Annotated in this window: 27 protein-coding genes; 13 read left to right on the top strand and 14 right to left on the bottom strand. The window is 62.0% G+C overall.

Annotated features, from left to right (window positions below):
- Positions 1–109 precede the first annotated feature (109 nt).
- From PSH79_RS04075 to PSH79_RS04130, 12 genes are all read left to right on the top strand, one after another.
- Entirely contained in the window at positions 110–1060 is a 951-nt protein-coding gene (locus PSH79_RS04075; RefSeq protein WP_305441359.1) for a sigma 54-interacting transcriptional regulator, read from the top strand.
- 60 nt (positions 1061–1120) lie between these two features.
- Positions 1121–1450 carry a hypothetical protein gene (locus PSH79_RS04080; protein ID WP_259695939.1) on the top strand — a complete coding sequence of 110 codons (330 nt, stop codon included), beginning with the start codon at positions 1121–1123 and terminating at the stop codon, positions 1448–1450.
- 57 nt (positions 1451–1507) lie between these two features.
- Complete coding sequence (locus PSH79_RS04085; protein WP_305441363.1) at positions 1508–2449, top strand: hypothetical protein; 942 nt, start codon at positions 1508–1510, stop codon at positions 2447–2449.
- Between the two features lie 57 nt (positions 2450–2506).
- Positions 2507–2866, top strand: coding sequence for a type III secretion system inner rod subunit SctI (gene sctI / locus PSH79_RS04090; RefSeq protein WP_370872602.1), 360 nt, complete (start codon positions 2507–2509; stop codon positions 2864–2866).
- 7 nt (positions 2867–2873) lie between these two features.
- A complete protein-coding gene (gene sctJ, locus PSH79_RS04095; RefSeq protein WP_305441364.1) occupies positions 2874–3677 on the top strand; it encodes a type III secretion system inner membrane ring lipoprotein SctJ in 804 nt (267 codons plus the stop codon).
- Positions 3674–4204, top strand: coding sequence for a type III secretion protein (locus tag PSH79_RS04100; protein ID WP_305441365.1), 531 nt, complete (start codon positions 3674–3676; stop codon positions 4202–4204). The genes sctJ and PSH79_RS04100 overlap by 4 nt, the downstream gene beginning before the upstream one ends.
- 22 nt (positions 4205–4226) lie before the next feature.
- Positions 4227–4802: a type III secretion system stator protein SctL gene (sctL, locus tag PSH79_RS04105; protein ID WP_305441366.1), complete on the top strand. Its 576-nt coding sequence runs from the start codon at positions 4227–4229 to the stop codon at positions 4800–4802.
- A 97-nt stretch (positions 4803–4899) separates the two neighbouring features.
- Entirely contained in the window at positions 4900–5124 is a 225-nt protein-coding gene (locus tag PSH79_RS04110; RefSeq protein ID WP_123359297.1) for a type III secretion protein, read from the top strand.
- Positions 5111–5542 carry a type III secretion protein gene (locus PSH79_RS04115; protein ID WP_305441367.1) on the top strand — a complete coding sequence of 144 codons (432 nt, stop codon included), beginning with the start codon at positions 5111–5113 and terminating at the stop codon, positions 5540–5542. Before PSH79_RS04110 ends, PSH79_RS04115 begins: the two co-directional genes overlap by 14 nt.
- Position 5543: 1 nt before the next feature.
- Positions 5544–7613, top strand: coding sequence for a type III secretion system outer membrane ring subunit SctC (gene sctC / locus PSH79_RS04120; RefSeq protein WP_305441368.1), 2070 nt, complete (start codon positions 5544–5546; stop codon positions 7611–7613).
- A complete protein-coding gene (gene hrpT / locus PSH79_RS04125; protein WP_305441369.1) occupies positions 7610–7819 on the top strand; it encodes an HrpT family type III secretion system protein in 210 nt (69 codons plus the stop codon). Before sctC ends, hrpT begins: the two co-directional genes overlap by 4 nt.
- A gap of 5 nt (positions 7820–7824) precedes the next feature.
- Positions 7825–8184 (top strand): type III secretion protein HrpV, encoded by a 360-nt coding sequence (locus PSH79_RS04130; protein ID WP_305441370.1) that lies wholly within the window; start codon positions 7825–7827, stop codon positions 8182–8184.
- Here the strand turns inward: PSH79_RS04130 and PSH79_RS04135 are convergent.
- The 14 genes from PSH79_RS04135 to sctW form a co-directional block, all read right to left on the bottom strand.
- Complete coding sequence (locus tag PSH79_RS04135) at positions 8178–9698, bottom strand: hypothetical protein (RefSeq protein WP_305441371.1); 1521 nt, start codon at positions 9696–9698, stop codon at positions 8178–8180. The genes PSH79_RS04130 and PSH79_RS04135 overlap by 7 nt on opposite strands.
- A complete protein-coding gene (locus tag PSH79_RS04140; RefSeq protein ID WP_305441372.1) occupies positions 9689–10627 on the bottom strand; it encodes a CesT family type III secretion system chaperone in 939 nt (312 codons plus the stop codon). Before PSH79_RS04140 ends, PSH79_RS04135 begins: the two co-directional genes overlap by 10 nt.
- A 75-nt stretch (positions 10628–10702) precedes the next feature.
- Complete coding sequence (sctU, locus tag PSH79_RS04145; protein ID WP_305441373.1) at positions 10703–11779, bottom strand: type III secretion system export apparatus subunit SctU; 1077 nt, start codon at positions 11777–11779, stop codon at positions 10703–10705.
- The gene (sctT, locus tag PSH79_RS04150; protein ID WP_305441374.1) at positions 11776–12570 is read right to left on the bottom strand and encodes a type III secretion system export apparatus subunit SctT; all 795 of its coding nucleotides are present in this window, start codon (positions 12568–12570) and stop codon (positions 11776–11778) included. Before sctT ends, sctU begins: the two co-directional genes overlap by 4 nt.
- Complete coding sequence (gene sctS / locus PSH79_RS04155) at positions 12570–12836, bottom strand: type III secretion system export apparatus subunit SctS (protein ID WP_123359287.1); 267 nt, start codon at positions 12834–12836, stop codon at positions 12570–12572. Before sctS ends, sctT begins: the two co-directional genes overlap by 1 nt.
- A gap of 8 nt (positions 12837–12844) precedes the next feature.
- Entirely contained in the window at positions 12845–13498 is a 654-nt protein-coding gene (gene sctR, locus PSH79_RS04160) for a type III secretion system export apparatus subunit SctR (protein ID WP_123359286.1), read from the bottom strand.
- Positions 13495–13860, bottom strand: coding sequence for a FliM/FliN family flagellar motor switch protein (locus PSH79_RS04165; RefSeq protein WP_305441375.1), 366 nt, complete (start codon positions 13858–13860; stop codon positions 13495–13497). The genes sctR and PSH79_RS04165 overlap by 4 nt, the downstream gene beginning before the upstream one ends.
- A complete protein-coding gene (locus PSH79_RS04170) occupies positions 13850–14566 on the bottom strand; it encodes a type III secretion system protein (RefSeq protein WP_305441377.1) in 717 nt (238 codons plus the stop codon). Before PSH79_RS04170 ends, PSH79_RS04165 begins: the two co-directional genes overlap by 11 nt.
- Positions 14563–15114 carry a type III secretion system HrpP C-terminal domain-containing protein gene (locus tag PSH79_RS04175; protein WP_305441379.1) on the bottom strand — a complete coding sequence of 184 codons (552 nt, stop codon included), beginning with the start codon at positions 15112–15114 and terminating at the stop codon, positions 14563–14565. The genes PSH79_RS04170 and PSH79_RS04175 overlap by 4 nt, the downstream gene beginning before the upstream one ends.
- A 4-nt stretch (positions 15115–15118) precedes the next feature.
- Positions 15119–15562, bottom strand: coding sequence for a type III secretion protein (locus PSH79_RS04180; RefSeq protein ID WP_305441380.1), 444 nt, complete (start codon positions 15560–15562; stop codon positions 15119–15121).
- 2 nt (positions 15563–15564) lie between these two features.
- Entirely contained in the window at positions 15565–16914 is a 1350-nt protein-coding gene (locus PSH79_RS04185) for a FliI/YscN family ATPase (RefSeq protein ID WP_305441381.1), read from the bottom strand.
- Positions 16911–17867, bottom strand: a complete 957-nt coding sequence (locus PSH79_RS04190; protein WP_305443869.1) for an FHA domain-containing protein — start codon at positions 17865–17867, stop codon at positions 16911–16913. Before PSH79_RS04190 ends, PSH79_RS04185 begins: the two co-directional genes overlap by 4 nt.
- An 18-nt stretch (positions 17868–17885) precedes the next feature.
- The gene (sctV, locus tag PSH79_RS04195; RefSeq protein ID WP_305441382.1) at positions 17886–19985 is read right to left on the bottom strand and encodes a type III secretion system export apparatus subunit SctV; all 2100 of its coding nucleotides are present in this window, start codon (positions 19983–19985) and stop codon (positions 17886–17888) included.
- Entirely contained in the window at positions 19985–21085 is a 1101-nt protein-coding gene (gene sctW, locus PSH79_RS04200; protein WP_305441383.1) for a type III secretion system gatekeeper subunit SctW, read from the bottom strand. Before sctW ends, sctV begins: the two co-directional genes overlap by 1 nt.
- A gap of 245 nt (positions 21086–21330) precedes the next feature.
- Here sctW and PSH79_RS04205 point away from each other — a divergent pair, with 245 nt between their 5' ends.
- The gene (locus PSH79_RS04205; RefSeq protein WP_305441384.1) at positions 21331–21867 is read left to right on the top strand and encodes an RNA polymerase sigma factor; all 537 of its coding nucleotides are present in this window, start codon (positions 21331–21333) and stop codon (positions 21865–21867) included.
- The last annotated feature ends 82 nt before the right edge of the window (positions 21868–21949 follow it).

Below are 21949 nucleotides of genomic sequence, written 5' to 3' on the forward strand. Positions count from 1 at the left end.
AAGACTGCAGGGGTCATAAGCCCTAATGTCACCAGGTGGTTACAAAGGCAGCGATCCAAGCCTATGGACGGGGGGCATAACTTGAAGTAAACCGATCTGGAGATCGTAGATGAGTGTGTACGATTACTTTGATTGCGAGCTTGATTGCGATAACGACCTCCCGGACATAAAGATCATTGCGCAAAGCACCTCGCCACTGGGCATCGATCTGCTGCTGTGCGGCGAGACGGGAACCGGCAAGGACACCTTGGCCCAACGCATTCACGTGTTGTCGGGCCGCAAGGGCGGTTTTGTGGCCATGAACTGTGCGGCGATCCCGGAATCATTGGCTGAAAGCGAGCTGTTCGGTGTGGTCAGCGGCGCGTTCACCGGGGCCAGTCGTTCGCGAATGGGCTACATCGAAGCGGCACAAGGGGGCACGCTGTACCTCGACGAGATCGACAGCATGCCACTCAATCTCCAGGCCAAACTGCTAAGGGTGCTGGAGGTCCGGGCCATCGAACGGCTGGGTTCGACCACAATCATTCCGCTGGAGTTGTGCGTGATCGCCTCGGCCCAGAGGCCTCTCGACGAAATGGTCGAGCAAGGTCTGTTTCGTCGCGACCTTTATTTTCGTCTCAACGTCCTGACCATCCAGTTGCCGGCTCTGCGCGAACGTCGCGACCAGATCATTCCGCTGTTCTCCCAATTTTCCAATGCCGCCGCCAAAGACTTGGGGCGCGGTCACAAAGCGCTGGGCGCGGCGCTGACCCAGGTGCTGCTCAGCCATTCCTGGCCCGGCAACATTCGTGAATTGAAGTCGGCGGCCAAGCGTTTCGTGTTGGGTTTTCCGCTGCTCGGCGCCGGCCCGGGTGAAGACCTCGAGGGCCAGACCCTCAAGGCTCAGATGCGGGTCATCGAACGGATCCTGATTCAGGAAGCGCTCAAGCGCCACGGTCAATCAGTCGATGCGGTGAGCATGGAATTGGGGGTGCCCAGGCGCACGCTTTATCACCGCATCAAGTCGCTGGATATATTCCTTAAACACGAAGCACTGGAAAAAAATTGGAACCCGAATTGACCCTGCCTCCACTCATGGATATCTCGCACTGATGCGAGTGTTCATTGTGGAGTTAAGACTATGGCTGGTATGGGTGGTGTAGGCGGCATGGCAAACAGTGCCGTAAACGGTTTCAACTCAGTTAAAGAAACCGCTAACTCGGTTAAAGGCAATGCACAAAACCAATCGGCAGCGGCCGATATGGCCGGCGGCGGCAAAGCAGCTGATGCGCAAATGAAAATGATGCAAATGCAGGATGAACAATCTGCTCGCAATATCATGCTGCAAGGCCAGGCCGCGATGCAGACCGAACAACGCAATACCCTGCAGGCCATCAGTTCCGCCCAGACCGATGCGGCGAACAAGCAAATTTCCAACGTCGCACAAAGTGCGAAAGGTATCAGCTATTAATCATCCCTATACCCTCTGTTAATCAGAGGGTTTTTGATCGTTAGCGAGACTCTTTTAATGTTAAATCCTCTCTCCAGTGCAAGTGCGCTTCTGAACGTGGGGTCCATTGTTCCCGCGACCCTGACATCGGTGGCTTCCGAATCACTTAATACCCTCAAAGGTGTGGTGGACAAGTTAAGCAGTTCGCTGATGTCTGGCGGCCATCTGAATACCGATTCACCCTTGGGCAAGATGGTCGAACAACAGCTTAAAAAAGAGAACCCGTTCATGGCGTTAGCGGGTGGCGGCGAAGAGGGTGCCGTCAAGAAGGCGTTGGGCGACCTGATCAAAGACAAGCTCGGCAGCAACTTCGGCGCCTCGGCGGATGCCGGCATTGGCGGCAAAGGGCAGGGTGGTCAGGATTTGATGTCCCAGACCCTGCAAGGCTTGGGCAAGTCTTCCCTGGACAATGCGCTGACTGACAAGGGCGATGGCTCGACCTTCGACAAGGCTGACAAACCAATCCTGCAGCAAGTCGCCGATTTCATGGACGCGAACAAAGCCGAGTTCGGCGCGCCGGATTCCGGTTCCTGGAGCAAAGAGCTCGACGAGAGCAACGGCAAGGACAACTACCTCGACAAGGGCGAAACCGCGAAATTTCGCGCGGCGCTTGAGCAGATTTCCCAGCAGATGGGCGCAGGGGATGCACAGGGTCCGCAAACGTCCCAGGGCAACGGCGGTTTAGGCAGCCTGCAACATGAACCCTCGGCCAACGATTCCACGGGCGGCCAATCCAGCGATTTGGCGCAACTGTTGGGCAGCAGCAATCCGCTGGACATCTTCAAGCAAGGGCTGGAGATGGGCCTGGGGATTGCCAGCGGCAAAGGTTTGGAAGGTGGTGCTGATTTCCTTGCTCAGCAAACCGGTTTGAGTCCGCAGTTGCAGCAGCACAGCCTGAAAAGCTCGGCAGCCGAAGCGGCACAAAACATCCTCGACGTGATGAGCGCGGGCCTTTCCTGATTTCTGGATCGCCGTGACCCATCTACCCCCCTCGACACCGTCTGCCGGAGAACGCCCGTGAGTATTTCCCCCATCAACGCACCCAAAGGCGTCCCGGTCGATCATGACCAAGGGCTGGTTTCCGGTCCTGCGCAGGCGGATGTCGACTTATTCAACGGTGCCATGCGCATCGACCCTGCGCCGTCCGGACATATGGCCGACGGTTTGATGGGCGCGCTGTCCGAGCGTTTTCAGTCTCAGGAACAGCTGTCGCAACAGGCCCTGCGATCAATGAAAACAGCGGCTGGCTCGGCCGATCCAATGGACATGGTCAAGATGAGCCGCTCGCTGTCCCAGTATTCGCTGCAGATGGCAATCACCACCAAAGTGGTGAGCAAGAGCGCTCAGGCGCTCGATAAATTGACCAACATGCAGTAGGCCTGACGTGAATTTCTTTGCCCCGATCCTGTTGCTGTGCCTGCTGTTGCTCAGTGGCTGCAGTGACGACACCGAACTGTTCGGCGGCCTCTCGGAGGCGGACTCCAACGAAGTCATCGCCAAACTGGCCGACCAGCACATCAATGCGCGCAAACAGATGCAAAAGACCGGCGCGACCATCATCGTCCCCACCCGCGATATCAATCGTGCGGTGCGCGTGCTGGAAGCCGCCGGCCTGCCTCGGCGCGCCCGCACCAGCCTCGGTGAAATCTTCAAGAAAGAAGGGGTGATTTCCACGCCACTGGAAGAACGCGCGCGCTACATCTACGCCTTGTCCCAAGAGCTGGAATCGACCTTGTCGCAAATCGACGGTGTGATCGTCGCGCGGGTCCATGTGGTGCTGCCAGAGCGCATCGCACCCGGTGAACCGGTGCAACCGGCGTCGGCGGCAGTGTTCATCAAGCACACGGCTGCCCTCGACCCGGACAGTGTTCGTGGGCGCATTCAACAAATGGTCGCGAGCAGCATTCCGGGGATGTCCCAGGAAGCGGCCAGCTCGAAAAAATTTGCCATTGTCTTTGTCCCCGCCACCGAGTTTCAGGACAAGGAAAACCTGGTGCGCTTCGGGCCGTTCCTGATCGACAGCCCGGACATGGGTTTCTGGAATGTCATGTCGCTGGTGATCCCGGTCGGCGTGTTGCTGGTGCTGGCCGCGATGGCCCTGGCCTTGCGCCGTGATTGGCGCACGGCACTGCTTGCGCGTGTGTGGCCGGGCCGGCGCAGCGACTCGACCTTGCCGGCGCGCTTATGACCTCGACCGACTGGGTGAGCTGGTGGTGTTGCACCTGGCACTGGGCGCATCCGGCCTGGCACGCGCAGATGCTTTCGGCTCAAGGGCTGGAGGCCGGCGCATGTGACGCCGTGGCGCGCAGTCGCCAGGCGGATTTGCTCGCCAGCCTCGGCGTGGTCCCCAGTCAACCGCCCGCACTCGACGCCAATGTGGTCCTGTGGTTGTCGCTGAGCACGGAACAACGCCAGCAGGCACTGATTCTCGCGAAGTCGATCTGTTGCGCCGCCGTGGGAGCCGAGGCCACCGTGTCGGCGCGTCACGACCTCTGGTGTCGAAGCTTGGCCAAGGCCCTGCGCCCGGGGCTGTGGCTCAATCCGCAAGCGACCGACATGCGTTCGCTGCTTGGCGCCTGGCTGGGCCCGATGTTCTGGCCGCGTTTGCGTCTGGGCTGGGCGCCGGGAGACGTTGGGGAGCTTGCAACTGACTTGCCGCCAAACAAACTCGAGACCCTTTGGCGTGCGGTGCTGTGGCGAGTGTCGACGCCATGATCCTCACCCGGGCATTTCGCTGATGCTGGTTCGTCGACGCTTGTCCCTGGGCACCGGGGCTCTGCTGCGCGAGCCGATTCTGCGCCGTGAAGACCTGGCGGATGCGCAACGGGCCAGCGACGTGTTGCTCGCGGCGCAGGCTCAGGCCGAGGCCTTGATCGCGGAGGCTCAAACCCAGTGTCAGCGTTTGCTGGATCAGGCAGCGGGGGCGTTCTGGACGCAGGCCAACGACTTTCTCCAGACACTGGAAGATCAGCGCCAGGCCCTGCAAACCTCGGCGGTGGAATCGGCCGAGGCCATGCTCACGCTGGCGCTGACCGGTCTGCTCGACGACACCGGCGTCGCTGAACGTGGCCGCGCGCTGATCCAGCATCTGGCGGCGAGCCAGAGCTATGCCTGCAACGCGACCCTCAGTTGTCCCCCCGAGTTGTTTGCCGACCTGCAAACCTGGGTCGCCGACAGCCGCTTTGCCGCGCTGTGGCAGTTGCGCGACGATCCCTCGATGCCGCCCCAGACCCTGCGCCTGAGCAGCGACGCCGGGGAGTTCGACCTTGATTGGCCGGCGTTGGTCCGCTGCCTGCTGGCGCAGGGTGACTGACCCTGTTGCACCCCGCATTCAACCTCTTGCGCAAAAAGTGGAACCCACTGGCGGTTTTGCTCCACTCACTGGCGACCCTTACCGTGGAGCGCACTTGATGATCAGTTTCAAAGCCTTGCAACATCGCCTCGACAACTCGTTCAGCAACAGCCAGACCAAAACCGACGAGGCGGCCCTCGATGCCGCTGACAGCGGCTCGCCCGAAGACATGATGGCGTTCAGCGACGCGGCGCAAAAAATGGCCACGGCCACTTCGGTGCTGAGTGAAGGTTTGCGCGCCCAACACGGTCTGACGAAAGCGATCATCGATGGAATTCAATGATTTCGTTGCGGTGGTCAGTCAGTGGTGCGAGCAGGGTACCGACGCACCGCTGGACTGTTGGATCGACGAGGCCAACGCCCGACTCGCGCGCGGCGAGGACGGCGTGCGTTGCAGCATCGACGTGCTGGACCCGTATGACGCCGCCGACCCTGATCGCCTGACCGCACTACTGATCCAGAGTAGCGCCGGGGTGGCCTGTCATTGCGAAGGTGCGCTGGCGCTGGATCCCGACAGCCACTGCCTGGTGCTGGTCAGTTGGCATCCTGCGCCCGGTGACGCCCCGGTATTGCTGCAATGCCTGGAAAACCTGGCCAATCAGCGCGCCGCGATGCTCAGCCTGTTACAGACCTCTTTGGGTAGCCTGACGAATGCTTCGTTGCCCCGTTCGACCCTCAATAGCTGGCAACCAGGAGCGTGAAATGAAGGCTTTCAAGTGGTTGTCCTGGTTATTGATCTGGATGAGTGCCTCGGCATTTGCCGCGGTACCTGCGGCCTGGAAACACACGGCGTATGCCTATGATGCCACTCAGGCTGATCTGGCAACGGCGCTGGCCGACTTCGCCAAAGAGTTCGGTCTGGGCCTGGCCATGGAACCGGTGGACGGTATCGTCGATGGCCGCATCAAGGCACCGAATCCTCAGGCGTTCCTTGATCGCTTGAGCCAGGAGCATCACTTCCAGTGGTTCGTCTACAACGAAACGCTGTACATCAGCCCCACCAGCGAGCAGACCTCGGCGCGCATCGAAGTTTCCCCGGATGCCGTGGACGACCTCAAAAGTGCCCTGACCGACGTCGGCCTGCTGGATGCGCGATTCGGTTGGGGTGCCTTGCCCGACGAAGGCGTGGTGCTGGTGCGCGGGCCGGCCAAGTACGTCAATTTTGTGCGCGACTACAGCAAGAAAGTCGACACCCCGGACGAGAAGCAGGACATCGTCGTGTTGCCGCTCAAATACGCCAATGCCGCCGATCGCACCATTCGCTATCGCGATCAGCAACTGACCGTGGCCGGGGTTGCGAGCATTCTTCAGGACCTGCTCGAAAGCCGTGCCCGAGGGGACACGATCAACGGGGTCAACCTGCTCCAGGGCTCGGGGTTGGGGGCGGGCGGCAGTCCTTACGGCGGTGGTTCGACGCTGCTCGGCGGGCTCGACACCGATAACCTGCAAAAAGGCTTGGACCAAGTGCTGGCCAACACCCGTTCGAGGAAGGGTAAAAGCACTTCCGGCAGTAAATCGCGGATCCGCGTCAGTGCCGATGTGCGCAACAACGCGGTGCTTATCTACGACGCGCCCAAGCGCAAGGCGCTGTACGAGAAACTGGTCAAACAACTGGATCAGCCGCGCAACCTGATCGAAATCGATGCGGTGATTCTCGACATCAACCGCGAAGACCTGGCCGAATTGTCCAGTAGCTGGAACATCTGGGCCGGCGGCACCAACGTCAGTGCATCGTTGCTCGACTCTGGTTCCAGTTCGACCTTGTCGGTGGAAAACTCCGGCCGATTTGCCCTCGCTATTCATGCGCTGGAGGGCAAGGGGTCGGCCACGGTGGTCGGCAATCCGTCGATCCTGACCCTGGAAAACCAGCCGGCCGTGATCGATTTCAGCCGTACGGAATACCTGACCGCCACTGGCGAACGGGTCGCCGATATCCAGCCGATCACCGCCGGCACCAGCCTGCAAGTGATTCCCCGTTCGCTTAATCACGACGGCAAATCCCAGGTGCAACTGATCCTCGATATTGAGGACGGGCAGATCGACGCCTCAGTGCTCAACCCGTCGCAACCGAGTGTACGCAGAGGCAACGTCAGCACCCAGGCGGTGATCGCGGAACACGGGTCGTTGGTGGTGGGTGGTTTCCATGTGCTGGAGTCCGACGACAAAGTGCGCAAGATTCCGTACCTCAGTGATATTCCGCTGATCGGCAAAATGCTGTTCACCTCCAGCAGCCACCGCACCAACAAGCGCGAGCGGTTGTTTATCCTGACGCCACGGCTGATCGGCGACCAGGTTGACCCCTCGCGCTACGTCGAAAACGGTAACCCCGACGATGTCGATGCCGCCTCCAAACGCATCAGTGGTCGGCGTGATGGTGCGCAACCGACGCGCATCGATGTACAGAACGCCTTCACCCAATTGCTCGATGGCATCGCTCCGGCCGGTTTCACCAGTAGTGACCAGTTGCCGTTCATTCCCAACACCTTGTGCGACGGCAATTCCGGGGTGGTGATCGATGGCGAGCGCGCCCAGTGGTACACGCAAAAGCAATGGGGCGTGGCGGTCGTGGTGGCGCGCAACGCGACGGACCAGCCTCAACGCATTGATGAAAGCACCTGCGGCGGTCGCTGGGTGCTGGGCGTCAGCGCATGGCCCAAGGCCTGGCTGCAACCGGGCGAAGAAAGCGAAGTGTTTATCGCCGTGCGCCAACCCAAATCACTCTCGGCCAGCGCCCAGGCGCGCGCCTCGCTACTCAAGGAAGCGACACCATGAACAAGGCTTTGTGTGGGGCGTTGCTGGCGGTGTGCGCGTTGCTGGACGGTTGCGCGAGTTCGCGCGCCGGTTGTTATGCCGAGGCCTGCGAGCGGCCCGATTCCAATGATCGCGAACTGGTGATCTGGTGGCCGGCGGACATGCGCCAAGGTCTCGAATCGCGTGAGCGGACACTCGACTTCACCGTCGTGCCACTGAGGGATTGAACGCTATGATCCGAGTTTCAGAGAAGGCTGCGTTCTACGCAAAGGTCGCTGCCGAACAGGCTGCTGTCTGGCCGGTCGCGGCGGGCATTTCATTTGTCAGTCGCCGCGAACACCAGGACTGGGGCATTGCCTTGCACATCGAAAGTCGCTCGCTTAAACCCCAGCAACTGCGCACGGCACTGGAGCGGCGATTCACCCAGTCGCACCTGTTTCCCGATTACTTCCTGTTCCTCGATTCCCAGCGCGATTTCGTGGTGTGGCACGCCACGCCCATCGGCTCGGGCAGCCAGGTTTGCCTGGACGATATCCGCCAGCATCAACTGCTGCTGGCGGGGCTCGATCACTTGGGCGATGGCGCTCACTGATCTTCCTGAGCGTTCTCTAATTGCGCGCGCAAGGCATTGGCCCTGCGATGGGTGACGGCGCCGCCCTGAGTTTCGCCGCTCGGTCGGGTGATGACGTGTTGCTCCGGGGCCGGCGGGGTGTCGAGGGCCTTGCGCACACTGCCGTGGGCCTGGAACGTCTGGTTCATGGTGCGATAGGCCAACCCCATAGCCGCCGCGGTACCGGCGTTGCCGAGGAAACTGCCGAGGGCCGCCGAGGTGTTGCCGCGCGTGAGTTCGCCCATGGCCATGTTGATGGCGCTGGCCAGGCTGGTCCAGGCTACGCGGGCCGGGGATTGATCGAGAATCCGTCCGTAATCCTTGAGTGGCAGACTCGCCTCAAACTGCTGTGTGGTGCCGGCCTGGCGGGTATCGAAATGCTTTTGCAGGTGATTGTCCATAATCGCGATCACGGTGTTGAACGCCGCGCGAGTCCCGGCCAGGGTCTGGATCGATTGCGCCAGCGCCTCACCCCGTAGCGGCAGATTATCAGCGCCGGTCAATGCCGGGCTCGACAGAGTCTGACCCGGCGGCAAGGTCTGCGGGCTGACCGAATCCTGGACGAAACCCATGGTCAGGGTCATCGCGCCGTAGGCCCAGCCGAGCAACGCCATGTTGTCCTGGTTGACCCCGTGGGTTTTGGTGTCGTCGTGCTTGCCGGTCATGCTCAGGCTGGCCTGCATGGCTTCACGCGACACGGCGTAGATCACGTTGCGTAACTGGGTCGAGAGAATCCGCGCGCTCAAGGCGCCGTCACCGCGAGCCGCGCCCAGTGCGCCGAGGCTCAGGTAGATGGCCTCGGCGGCGACCTGGTTGCGCGTGACGTTGCGTGAATCGCGCTGCATCTGTGTGCGCAAGGCGTCTTGTTTATCGGGTGTCAGGCCATTCCATTTGGCTTCGCTCAAGGCAAAGTGACCGCGCACGGCAACAGTCGACTCGGCGCCGAGACGCTCCAGACGCGGTTGACGCACGTAGACCTGCGTGGCGATCGACGCCAGGGAAATCGCCGCTTGCAACGCCAGGGCACCCCCGGGGCTTTTCTGCGCGAGGCCATCGGCCAAGGCGCTATAGGCATGCATGAACGCGATTTCGCGGGCGTAAGTCGGCAGGCCGCAGGTGACCATCTGTTGCAGGGTCTGGCCGGCCGCCGCGAGGGTGGTGCGCCCCGAGGGCAGATTGGCGGCGCTGTCACTCCAGGCTTGCACTGCGCCGCGCTTGATGCCTTGCCCGGTCGCAACACCCGTGCGCACGGCCTGATCGCGAACTGCCGCACCGGCCTGGCTGACGCTGGCATACGCCGGGGACAAGTAGCCACGGTGGAACGTCTGGCCCAGGCTCATCGCCGCTTGCGCCGCCCGTGTGGTGAAACCGGGCGGTGGCGGTGGCGTCTGCCCGCGTTCCAGGTCTGCCGGGGTGCGGCCCGCGCCCAGTGGTTGCAGTTCAAGGTGCGTTGCCGGGTGGGGGACAATGCTGGGTGTTGCGGGTCTTACGTCCATGCCGGATTCCTCTTCGGTAGCGCGGCGGGCGAAGGCGCGACAAAACTGTCGGCCAGTTGGGCAACGTCCAGCAGCCAGTCGGCGAAGGCCTCGCCGTCCAGCCCGGTGCTGTCCCAGCGGCTTTGCAGGCAACTGCCCTGCGGTGCGAGGGCGACAGCGCAGCCTGTCAGGAGCATCAATTGCAGGTTGGCGCGCAAGGCCTGTTCCCGTTGGACGGCACTGCGTAGCGGCGTGTCGATGGGTGTGCTGACCAGCACATTGCGCTGGTCGCCGTCGGCAATCACTTCAAACGAGCGAGCGCCGATTCGAATCACGCCGACGGTCTGGAGGTGTGCCGCGGGCGGCGGTTCAATGCCCAATCGCTGCAACGCTTGAATCAGCAAAGGCCGATGCCAGCGCTGCTCCATGGCAGCCTTGGCGGCTGGTGCCGTGTCCGGGCTGGACGGCGGTGGCGCAACGGAGGACGGCTCGCTGTGCCCGGTGGCCGAACTCAACGCCGTGGCGCCAGCCACCAGGCTTTCGGCGACGGCAATCAGTTGATCGAGTTCGCTGGCCAAACCTGGGTGATCGGAGTACGGCCGATACGCCAGGCGACTGACCAGCAAGCCGTGACCGCGTTCGTCCAGAGCCCCGACGCATGCGCTCATGGCACTGATGCTGCAGTTGGCCCGCAGCAGTAACTCATTCCACAGCAATGGGGTCAGGTTGTCGGGGCGCGGCAGTTGCGCCAACACGATCCATTGCGTCACCGGTTCGCTTTGCCAACGCGTCAATTGCAGGGTCAGTCCCGGCAGTTGCAATTCGCCGCTGCTGGCAAAGTCGCGGGCCGGCTGTTCGGCGATGCCCAAGTGTTTCGCGGCGTTGAACAGCCACGCGGCGGCGGCTTCGGGAAGGGGCGTGTCGAGCGGCTGTCGCTGGGTCGGATTCATGGGCTGCACTGCCGGAAGTTTTGAAGGCCATTGAAGCCTTTTAACGTTGCAGTTTCGTGAATCCGGCGCTCTGGATCAGTGCTCTTCGAGCTGAATGATCTCGTCGGTGATCTCATCGAGCTGACGGATCACCTGGTAGATATGCGCCACTTCCAGCAAGGTCGGGCGCGGGATGTGGCGGCCGATTCTGACCTTGTACAAGGTGCGCGCCAGCCACACACTTTGCACGATCGGAATCTTCGCCCGTTTGGCCCGCTCTATCAGCGCCAGGGCGTCTTCGTCTTCGCCCTTGCAGTGAATCAGCGGCAACGGCGTCTGGCCTGGCCGGTAGTACAAAGCCACCGCAAAGTGCGTCGGGTTGACCAGCAGCAGGTCGGCGTCTTCCAGCGGTTTGGCCGGCGTCGTCGGTTCTTCGTTAAGCAGTTCGTGGGCCAGTTGCCGGCGATGACCCTTGACGTGCGGGTCGCCCTCGGATTCCTTGTATTCCTTCTTGATGTCCTCGTGGCTCATGCGCATTTTCTTGGCGTGGAAATACTTCTGCAGCGCGTAATCGACCAGCGCGAGCACCAGCAGCAAGCCCAGGGTGCTGCGCAGAATGCTGCGAAATAACGTGAGCAGGGCGTGCCAATAGGTGGTCAGGTCCGAATCGGCCAGCAGGATCAACTTGCCCAGCACCGGTTTGATCGACACGTACAGCGTGACGCCGATGGCGATGGCCTTGAGGATGCTCAGCAGCAGCGTCGTCAGGTTCTGCCCGGAAAACATCTGCTTGAGGTGGCCGATCGGGTTGAGTTTGCCGAGGTCGATCTTCAAGGCCTTGGGCGCGAACAGAAAGCCAATCTGTATCCAGCTGCCGGCCAGGCGCATCAGTATGGCCACGCCGACACTCAGCACGATGAACGAGATCAACACCCAGGTGGCCTCCCCGATCAGTTCGGTCAAGGTGCTGAGGAACGGTTCGTTCATGCGCGTCAACGACAGGCTCAGCAGGTGTTCGAGCTTCTCCACGCTTTGATCGGCCATGCCCAGGCATACCTCGCTGACCACCATCAACACCAGCAGTTTGCTCAGGTCCTGGCTCTGCCCGACCTGGCCTTTCTCCCGGGCATCGCGCAGTTTCTTGGGCGTGGCCTTTTCGGTTTTTTCGCTCATGGCACCAGCACCAGATGCCCGAGCAGAAACTTCAGGTCGAGCAACTTTTGCAGTTGACCGTTACCCAGTTCCAGCAGCGTCGGCAGGTACACAATCAGGAACGCCAGCCCGGCCATGCTCTTGGCCGGCATTGCCAGCACCGAGACATTCAGTTGCTGGGCGTACAACCCGACGATAGCGAACGCGGCTTCGATCAACAGCAGCAAACCAATGAACGGCGCGGCGTACAGCAATGCGTGTTGCAGGGTCAGGTTCAACTGGCCGAGGAAAATATCCAGCCCCTGGCCGTTCATCCCCGGCAGCCATACGGTAGGCGGCCAGACTTCATAGCTGTCCCAGATCACCTGAGTAATCAGCGATAGACCGCCGGACAGAATCACCAACATGATCAGCGCTTCCTGGAACAACTCGCCCAGTGGCGTGGCGTCCGGCCCCAGCGACGGGTTGATCTGGCCGCCACTCAAGGCGCCACGCTGGCTGTCGAGCAATGCCCCGACCGTGGCGAACATCCAGAACGGTGCGTAGAGCAACAACCCCAGCAGCACCCCCAGCACCGACTCCTTGAGCAGCAGCCCGACGATGGTGTACCAGTTGTCGTTTTCCAGGGCCAGCACCCGGCCGATGCTAGGCGCAGGCACCAGCGAAATCGCGCAAGTTACGCCATAGCGCAGCGGCCCCTTGATGTGCTTGAAGCAGAACGCCGGGACCAGAATCAGGCACGGCAGGATCCGCGCGATGGCCAGGCCCATGCCGAGCATCAGCTCGAACAGGCTCTCGGCGTCGAACGGCATCAATGGGCGCCGCCGGAACGGGCGATCAGATCGAATGACAGGTTGATGAACTGGATCAGCTCCACACCGATCCAGCGCCCAGTGGCGGCGAGGGTCAGACCGACGGCGGCCAGTTTGATACCGAAGGGCAAGGTCTGATCCTGGATCTGCATCAGCGCTTGCACCAGTGACGTCAGTACGCCGACCAGCACTGCGACGCCGAGGGGCGGGGCGGTGAGGATTACCACCAGAAACATGCCTTGCTTGAACAGTGCCAACGCTTCCACGGTGGGCCTCACATATAGGAATAAAACAGGCTATCGAGCAGCCGCGACCAACCCTGCACCAGCACAAACAGCAACAGCTTGAGCGGCAGCGAGATGGTCATGGGCGAGACCATCTGCATGCCCAGCGCCAGCAGCAGATTGGAGACGATCAGGTCGATGACGATGAACGGGATGTAGATCAGAAAACCGATCTGAAACCCGGCCTGCAACTCCGACAGCACGAACGCCGGGATCGCCAGCAGCAGGTCGTTGCTGCTGGCTTTTTCGGCCATCTCCGCCGGCCACATGCGGTGAGTGTTTTCCAGCAAGTGCGCTTGCACGTCGGGGTCGGTGTTGCGGCTCATGAAGCGCTGGATCGGCTCCATCACCGTGTTGGCGCTGACCTGGAGTTTTTCCGTGGTGCCCATTTCCAGCGGGTTGTCGTGAACCCGTTGCTGAATCTCGTTCGCCACCGGGGCCATGACGAACATCGTCGCGGCGAGCGCAATGCCGTACATCGCCATGTTCGGTGGAACTTGCTGCACGCCGATGGCGTTGCGGGTGATCAACAGCACCATGGAAATTTTCAGGAACGCCGTGCAGACGATCAAAAACAGCGGGACCAATGACAACGCGCCGAGCAGCAGCGCGAGCATGATCGGGTTCATGCCCTCCATAATCATCGGTCGAATACCACGCGCGTGATTTGCAGACCGAGGCGGCCGTCCACGTCCACCAGTTCGCCGTGCGCCACGACCCGTTCGCCATGGCACAGGGTCGCTTCGCCGAGCGCCACGCCAGCGACCTCCAATACCGAACCTGGCGCCAGGTGTTGCAAGTCTTCCAGACTCAGGCTGACGCCACCACTGCGCACCGTCAGGTCCAGGCTCAGACCGGCCAGGGGCGAGGAGGGCAGGACGGGATCTTCCGTCAGCGATTCGACTGGCGCCTCATCGTCAGCAGCCTCGGGCGCTTCGGTTTCTGCTTCGGCAACGTCGCCATCGATCTCCGGCAGCACGTCTTCGTACAGCACGTCATTGTCCATCGTGAAGGTCCTCTTCGCGGATCAGCCGTAGCTGCAAATGCTCGTTCGACGCCTGGGGCTCGACGCTCCAGTAACGTTGGCCCAGGCGCAGTTGGCCGTTACCTTCACTGTCGAAAAGCGTCTCGCTGGGCAGCAGCACATCGCCGACCCGTAACGAGCGCAATTGGTTAATCGTCAGGGCCAGGTGACCGAGCACCACCGGGTAGCGTAGCGACCAGTCTCCCGGCAACGGTTGTTCGATGGCTTGCCAGCGGGCGGCGTCCAGGATCCGCAGCAGGGTGTCGGCGGCGCAGCTCAGTACGCCGTGGACGGTTTCGCCGGCCAGTTGCACGCTGAGGCGGCAATCGAGGCGATCGGGCAGCGGTTCATCGACCCCCTCAAGCGGTTCCAGCGGCGCGAACACCCCGGCCAGCACCGGGCTCAGTTGCTGATTCACGTATTGCCAGTACCAAGCTTGCAGCGGCCCGGCGCACACCACCGGCGCAGCACCGAACAGGCTCAGCATCGCATCGGCATTGCTCAGGCGTAACAGGCCACGGGCGCTGCCAAATGCCATGGTTTCAGCGCTTTGGGGGGACAGCATCGGGCTCAGGGTCAGTTGGCCGTTATCGCCAGCGCTGGAGAACGCCAGCCTGCGACCACGCCCGAGCAGACGACTGGCGTTGGCGACCGAGGGCGACACCTGACGCAGTTTCAACGGTTTCATGCGCCACCCATCGACAGCTCGACATCGTGTCCCAGCGCCTTGGAGAATGCCTCTTCGCAGGCTTGATGGCGGGCGCTCAAGCGCTCCAGCACGTCGCTGCGTTCGAAGCCCAGCTCAATCGCCCAGAGGCGGTCGCGCTTGTTCGCCCGGACCTGCACCTTGCCCAGGTTGGGCATCAACAGCGTGGCGCTGAAGGGCTGGTTGCCGTGGGCCGGCAGTTGCAGCGCCAGTTCGTCGATCAACTGCGTCGGCACGCCGTCTGCCGGGGCGAACATGTTGAAGTGGCTGCCACTACCGGTGCCGGACTGGTCGCCCTTGCCGCCGCCCGAGGGCAGCAGCAGTTGTTCGAAGTACAACCCGTCGGCGTCCAGGTGGCGACTGCTGTCGCGGCCCTGATTCACCCGGTTGTCGGCGAAACGATTGCGCTCCGGCTCGTTGCGCCGAGGCGCCGGGTTGCTGGCGGGCGAATGCTCGTTCTGAGGCTGGATCGCCGCTGGCGCCGCTTTCTGTGGCGGGCGCGCAGGCGGGTGATGGATCGGTGCGTTCAACGGCTCACTCCTCATTCAGGTTCTCGCTCAGGCAGGCGAGTTTTTCCACGGCCCGTTGCCGGGCCTTGGCCTCCAGCCGCGCTTGCTCGATGCGTTGTTGTTGCAGTTCGATGCCGTGGCGCAATTGGTTGGCGCTCTGGCGGATGTAGGCGAGTCGGTCGAGCATGCGGCGCTCCTTGTCATGCCAGCGATCGACGTCGCCCAGCTCCATGGTTTTTTCCAGGTGCGCGGCGGACAACTGCTGGCGCCGGACCTTCTGGTTGTCCCGCTCCTGAACCCAGGCATGCTCGGTCAGGCGCAACTGCTCGTGCATCGACGTCAACGCGTCCTGCAACTGGCGTTGGGCGCGTTCGGCGCGAGCCTGACGATGCTGGCGCAAGGGCGTCAGCACGCCGATCACTTGCTCCATGGCCACTCGGTTCGGGTCGGCTTCGAGCTCGTCGTCCATGCTCACTCCGGCAACTGCGAGGTGAGTTGCGTAAGCAGTTCAAGGGTGGTTTCCAGCGGCACCGGTTCGCGCAGGTCCTGGCGCAGGAAGGCGTTGATGGCGTCGTTAAGTTGCACCGCGCAATCGGTGACGGGGTCGGACCCCGGCTGGTATTCGCCCAGGCGCAGCAGCATCTCCACTTGTCGATAGGCCGCCATCAAGCGGCGCAGGCGATTGTTGGCTTGCTGGTGTTCGCGGCCCGTGACGTTGCTGAGGATCCGGCTGATGCTGGCGGGCACGTCGATGGCCGGGTAATGCCCGCGCTCGGCGAGTTTGCGCGAGAGCACGATGTGGCCGTCGAGCAGCGAGCGCACCTCATCGGCTACCGGATCGTTCATGGAATCCTGCTCGATCAGCACCGTGTAAATCGCCGTGATCGAGCCGTTTTCGCTCATGCCGGCGCGCTCCACCAGTTGCGGCAACAGGGTATATACCGACGGCGGCAAACCGCCGCGGCCCAACGGCTCACCGGCGGCGATGCCGATTTCGCGCTGGGCCCGGGCGAACCGGGTCAGGGAGTCGATCAGCAGCAAGACTTTCATGCCGCGCTTGCGAAACGCTTCGGCGATGGCTGTGGCGGTGAACGCCGCGCGGGCGCGTTCCATGCTGGAGCGGTCGGACGTGGCGCAGATCAGCACCGAACGCTGACGCAGGGTGTCGTCCAGTTCATGGTCGAGAAATTCACGCAACTCGCGACCCCGTTCACCGATCAAGCCGAAGACGATCACATCGCAATCCATGTTGCGCGCCATTTCCGCCAGCAGCGTGGTCTTGCCGCAACCGGCCCCGGCGAACAGCCCGACCCGTTGGCCCTCCCCCAGCAGGATCGCGCTGTCGATGGCGCGGATGCCGGTGGGCAGCGCTGAACTGATCCGTGGCTTTTGCATTGGCGGCAAGGCGTCGGCGATCACCGGGGTGGTGGTGCGGCGGTCATGCAGACCGGCAAACGCACCGTCGCCATCCCCCAGCAGCGGTCGGCCGAAACCGTCGAGCACGCGGCCGAGCAAACTGTCATCGACGCCAATGCGATGGGCCATGCCCAACGGGCGAATGCGCGCGCCAACCTGGATGCCGTCCGGGGTGCCCAAGGCGCTCAGCAAGGTGCATTGCGTGGTGAAACCGACGATCTCGGCGAGCATGGCGCTGCCATCGGCCTTGCTCACTTCGCACAAGTCTCCGATCTTCGCCGCTGGCACCTGGCACTCCAGCAGAATGCCGCTGACCGCCGAGACACGGCCGCTGATGCGCACCGCCGAGGCCTTCGACAGTCGTTCGGTCTGTTCGCGGGTCCATTGCGCCAGGGCCGCGTTCACCAGCGCACCTCGACATGCCGGTCGCCGTCGAACTCGATGCGCTGATCGTCGATCCGGCTCAGGCGCAGGCCTTCGAGGGTATCGCCGATGTACAGCCGCTGGCCCTCGCTGGTGACCAGATGGGCGTTGGTGCCACCGATGATCTGCACGATCACGAAGGGCAGGCCGGCCCCTGCCGTGGCAACCTGGTCGAGCAACGGCACCGGCAATTCGTAACGCTCGTTGAAGTGTTGCAGCATCCGTTGGTAGACCAGCAATGCGTCATCCTTCAGGCTACCGGTCAGGGCCAGTCCTTCGTCGCTGTCTTCGATGTTGACGTCGGTCAACAGACGGTCGCTGAGCAACAGGTTGAGTTGACGACGCACCGCTTCGCGAGTCGCCAGTTTGACTTTCGCCGCTGGCGCATCAAGGGGTTTCGGTTTGCCCGTGGACACCGGCGCGACGACGGCGGCCTCGGGGGCTTTGATGGCCTCGACTGGATGGCTTGAACCACCGCGACTGAAGCCCCAGGCACTGCCCATGATGCCGATCAACACGCCGACGATGACGGCACCGGTGCGGTCGAATCGCGTCGAGCGTGAGGTCACTTTTTTCAGCGGCGGTGATTGCCCGGGTGTGTCTTCGACGTTTTGTGTTTGTGCCGCCACCGGCACCAGCGGCCACGCCTGCTCGGCGGCCGACAGGCACAGCCAGACATTGCCCAGGGCGAACGTCTGGTTTGGCGCCAGTTCGGTCACCGTGCGGGCGTGGCCTTCTTCGTCGTTAATCAGGCTGTCTTCGGCGTTCAACTGCCAGCCGTCCTCGGTTCGGGTCAACCGACAATGCAGGGTGGCGACACCGGGGTCATACAGCACCAGATCGTGCCCGGCGTCGGCGCCGATCAGCCACTGTTCACCAACCAACGGCAATGCGGCGCCCTGGTGCAGGCCACTCAACACCCGCAATTCAAACATCACGACAGTCTCCGGGCATCAGGCCGCATAGTCGTCCTCCAGCGCTTGTTGGTCTTCTTCCAGATCGAAACGGCCCATCACTTTCACTTCGGCGACGTTGCTGATCTCGGCGAACGACAGCACCGGAACATGGTGGAATTCGTCCTGCAGCAAGGTGCGCAACGGGCTGCGCAAGTCCTGTGCGACCAGCAGCACGGCACGTTCGGCCGCGCGTAGGGGGAAGGCAATGCGCAGCTGCTGCACCAGTTGCTGGCTCGAGCCGTTGCTCAGGGCAAAGAAAGTTTCGGTCTGGGTCTGGCGCAGGCTGTCGCGCAGGATGCCTTCGCTTTCCGGGGTCAGCAGCCACACCAGCAAACCGTTGGCGCCGCAGTACTGGTTGTAGATCAGCGATTTGAGGGCGATGCGCACGTAGTCGGTGAGGGCGGTGATGTCGCGTTCGTGCTGACCGTGTTCGATCAGGGTTTCGGCGATCACCCGGATTGCCCGCAGCGGCACGCATTCAGACGCCAACCGCTGCAACACCGAGGAGAAACGCGCCAGAGGCAGCACCCGTTGCATCTCTTGGGCGAGTTCCGGTTGTTCGGATTCGAGCCAGCCGAGGATCGCCTTGGTTTCCTGCAACCCGATGAACTGCGGCCCGCACGCCTGCAAGGCGCGCTCCATGCGCTCGACAATCAGGGTGCCGGGGCTGATGGTTTCCACCGCGCTGCCCTGCAACTGCGCGGCATCGGCAGGCAACCATAGCCATTGGCTTTCCTGGCGATCGAGACTGCCGGCAACGGCCTGTTCCAATTGGCCGGCCTCCAGTGCACCGACGTCGATGGCGACGTGGGTCTGGTTGAACGTGGCCTTCAGCATCGGCACTTCATAGACCGAGAAACGGAATTCATCCGGCGCCAGGTGCTCGGCGGTCTCGATGATGAACGAGGGCAGGGTCAGGCCGTAATGCACCACCAGGCGGTTGCGCCGTTGACGGATTTCGCTGACCAGCGCTTCGATCTGCGCCATGTCCTGGCGGGGGTGGAATTGCAGCAAAAACTGCCGGCTCGGGGTGAAGGTGCGCAAGTCTTCGTTGCCGTTGTCCTCCGGCGCCACGGCGACCGGTTGGTCCTGCGCGGATTTGGGTTTGGCCCGCTGCATTTGCAGCACGCCGCCGAGGCTGCAGATGATCGCGATCACGATGAAGACGGCCGTCGGCATCCCCGGCATCGCGGCAAACCCCAGCATCGCCACCGAGGCAATGATCCAGGCCTTGGGCTGGCTGGTGATTTGCTCGGCGATCTCGCGACCGATGTTGGCTTCCACCCCCGGATTGTCGTTGGACACCCGGGTGATAATCATCCCCGAAGTGACAGAAATCAGCAGCGCCGGAATCTGCGCAATCAGGCCATCGCCGATGGTCAGCACGGTGTACAACTGCACCGCGTCGCCAGCGGTCATGCCGTGCTGGATCACGCCAATGGAGATCCCGCCGATCATGTTGATCGCGACGATGATCAGGCTGGCAATGGCATCGCCGTTGACGAATTTCATCGCCCCGTCCATGGCGCCGAACAACTGGCTTTCCTTACCCAGTTCCGCGCGGCGGCGGCGGGCTTCGTGGACGCTGATCAGGTTGGCGCGCAAGTCGCTGTCGATGGACATCTGCTTGCCGGGCATGGCGTCAAGGGTGAACCGCGCGCCGACTTCCGCCACCCGTTCCGAGCCCTTGGTGATCACCAGGAAGTTGACCACAGTGAGGATCATGAAAATCACCATGCCCACCGCCAGGTTGCCACCGACCACGAACTGCCCGAAGGCCTCGACGATGTGCCCGGCGTCCTGGTCCAGCAGGATCAGGCGGGTGGTGGAAATCGACAGCGCCAGGCGAAACATCGTGGTAATCAGCAACACCGAGGGAAAGGTCGAGAACGCCAGCGGGCGCGGCAGTTGCATGGCCAGCATGATCAGCAGGCAAGAAATACAGATGTTGATGGCAATCAGGATGTCCACCAGCCAGGTCGGCAGCGGGGTAATCATCATGAACACGATGGCGAGCACGACAAACGCGCCGACGATCTCCGAGCGGCGCATCGCCGCCAGGGCGACCTGGTTGAGCGCATTAATAATCCATTGCATCAGGCAGTGTTCCCCAGGGTCTGGTTCTGCTCTTGGCGGGTGAGCTCCGCCATCAGCGTCAGCAAGTTTCCCAAGGCGGTCTGGCGGGCTTTGAGGTCGCGCCATAACAAAATGGGCAACTGCTGCAGCATCGGACGCAGACCGTTGAGGAAGGCCAGTTGGTGCTTGAGTTTTCTACCGCCGACAAATTGCGTCAGTTGCAGGGTTTCATGCAGGTTCATGCCCTTGCCCGAGAGCGTCAGCAGGTGCTTGAGAAAGGTCGGTGCATTCAATTGCAATGCGGGGTTTTTGCCGCGCATGCGGCCCAGCAAGTGCTCGCTGGTTTGCAACAGCGTCGCGACATGGCGGGCGGTGTTCAGGCCGTGCATGAGGTTGCGCAGTTGTTGTTGAGTGCTCGACGGGTTCAGAGCCGCGAGGTCGTCGGCGATGGCGCCGCGCAGGTCGCGCAGGGTCGGGGCAAATTGCCGTTCACCTTCTTCCTGGCCGAGCAGGGTGTCGATCAGCCCGGAAATGCTTTGCTGGCCGACCACACCCGAATAGTACAAATCGCGCAGGGTCTGGCGGCGTTGCGGGTTGAGGCTGGACTTGGCAAACGCCCGGGCAGTGTTGATGCCGGCCTGGGCCTTGCTGCCGTGTTCGCGCCGCAGCAGCTTGAGTTGCTGGTTCAGGTTGACGTGTTCGCTGCTGGCCCCTTCGTTATAGGCCTGGCGCGAAGCGGCCTGGAGCAACACATGGGCCTTGGCGGCATCGTCACCACTGAGTGCCAAAACTTGCGCAAGGGTCGGCGTCTGGTTTTTCAGTTGTTTGCGCAGCTCCCGGGCCGCGCTGTCCAGACCCTTGTCCTGACTGCCCATCAGCAGTTGATAAAGCTCACCGAGCTTGACGGCCTTGGATTGCAGCGCATTGGTGCTGGCCATCAGATCGCGCTGGCTCAGCGTCCTGCTCTGTTGAATCAGTGCCGAGGCAAACCGCGTGACTTGCTGAGTCGAAGTGCCTTGATTGGTCGGCGGCGTGCTCTGGGCAAGCAGGGCCGCCGACCGTACAGGCGTCGCCGGGGCCGGTTGCTGGACATGGGGAATGTTCGGAGCCGCGATCTTCATAGCGCATGTCTGTCAGGGGTTATGCGCAGTGAGTGGGCGATCCTGGCGATCCGGTTCCATGTCGATGGCAATCGGTGTCGGTGTGCCAGATCCGGTATTGGATCCAATCGGCTTGTGCAAGAACTTGCACAGAAACCCCCGGTAACTATTTTAAAAATCGTTGAAAATCAGTCAGGTACAAGAATGTGTCGATTGGCATACATATCGCTATAGCCCTGGGACATATCCTGAAATGGTTTATAGCGATGCTTTCCAGCGATTCGATGACCTATCCAGCACCTGTTTCCCGCCTCCGTCAGCTCAATACCGAGCAGGTGCACAAACTCAGAATTTTCATTAAAAAACGCGTGATGAACCTCGACGATGTGGAGGACATCCTGCAAGCCACGTTCCTCGAAGCGCTGCGTAACGAACATAAGTTTCGGTACGACTCGCAGCCACAAACCTGGCTGTGCGGCATCGCCCTGAACCTGATTCGCAACCACTTTCGCAAGCTGTACAAACAACCATTCCAGGAAAGTTGGGAAGACCGCGAAGAGCAGGAGGTCAGCGATGGTTGCGACATCGGTGCGCAAGTGGACGATCACCGGCAACTGGCGCGGGTGGTCCGAGCCATTGGCTCGTTGCCGATAACCATGCAACAAGTGCTGCGGGTCAGCCTGGAAATGGATGGCAACTATCAAGACACCGCGTCGAGCCTGGGGGTGCCGATCGGCACCGTGCGCTCGCGCTTGTCCCGGGCGCGGGAGCAACTCAAGCGCAGCGTGCCCTGTGTTTTCTGAGGCCTTGCGGATCGATTGGGCAACTTATTCACCGCAGGGTGGGAACCGTTTGAGCCTGCGACGCCACACATCGGCATTGTCC

It is taken from the genome of Pseudomonas sp. FP2196, assembly GCF_030687715.1.
In the GTDB taxonomy this organism is placed as follows: Bacteria; Pseudomonadota; Gammaproteobacteria; order Pseudomonadales; family Pseudomonadaceae; genus Aquipseudomonas.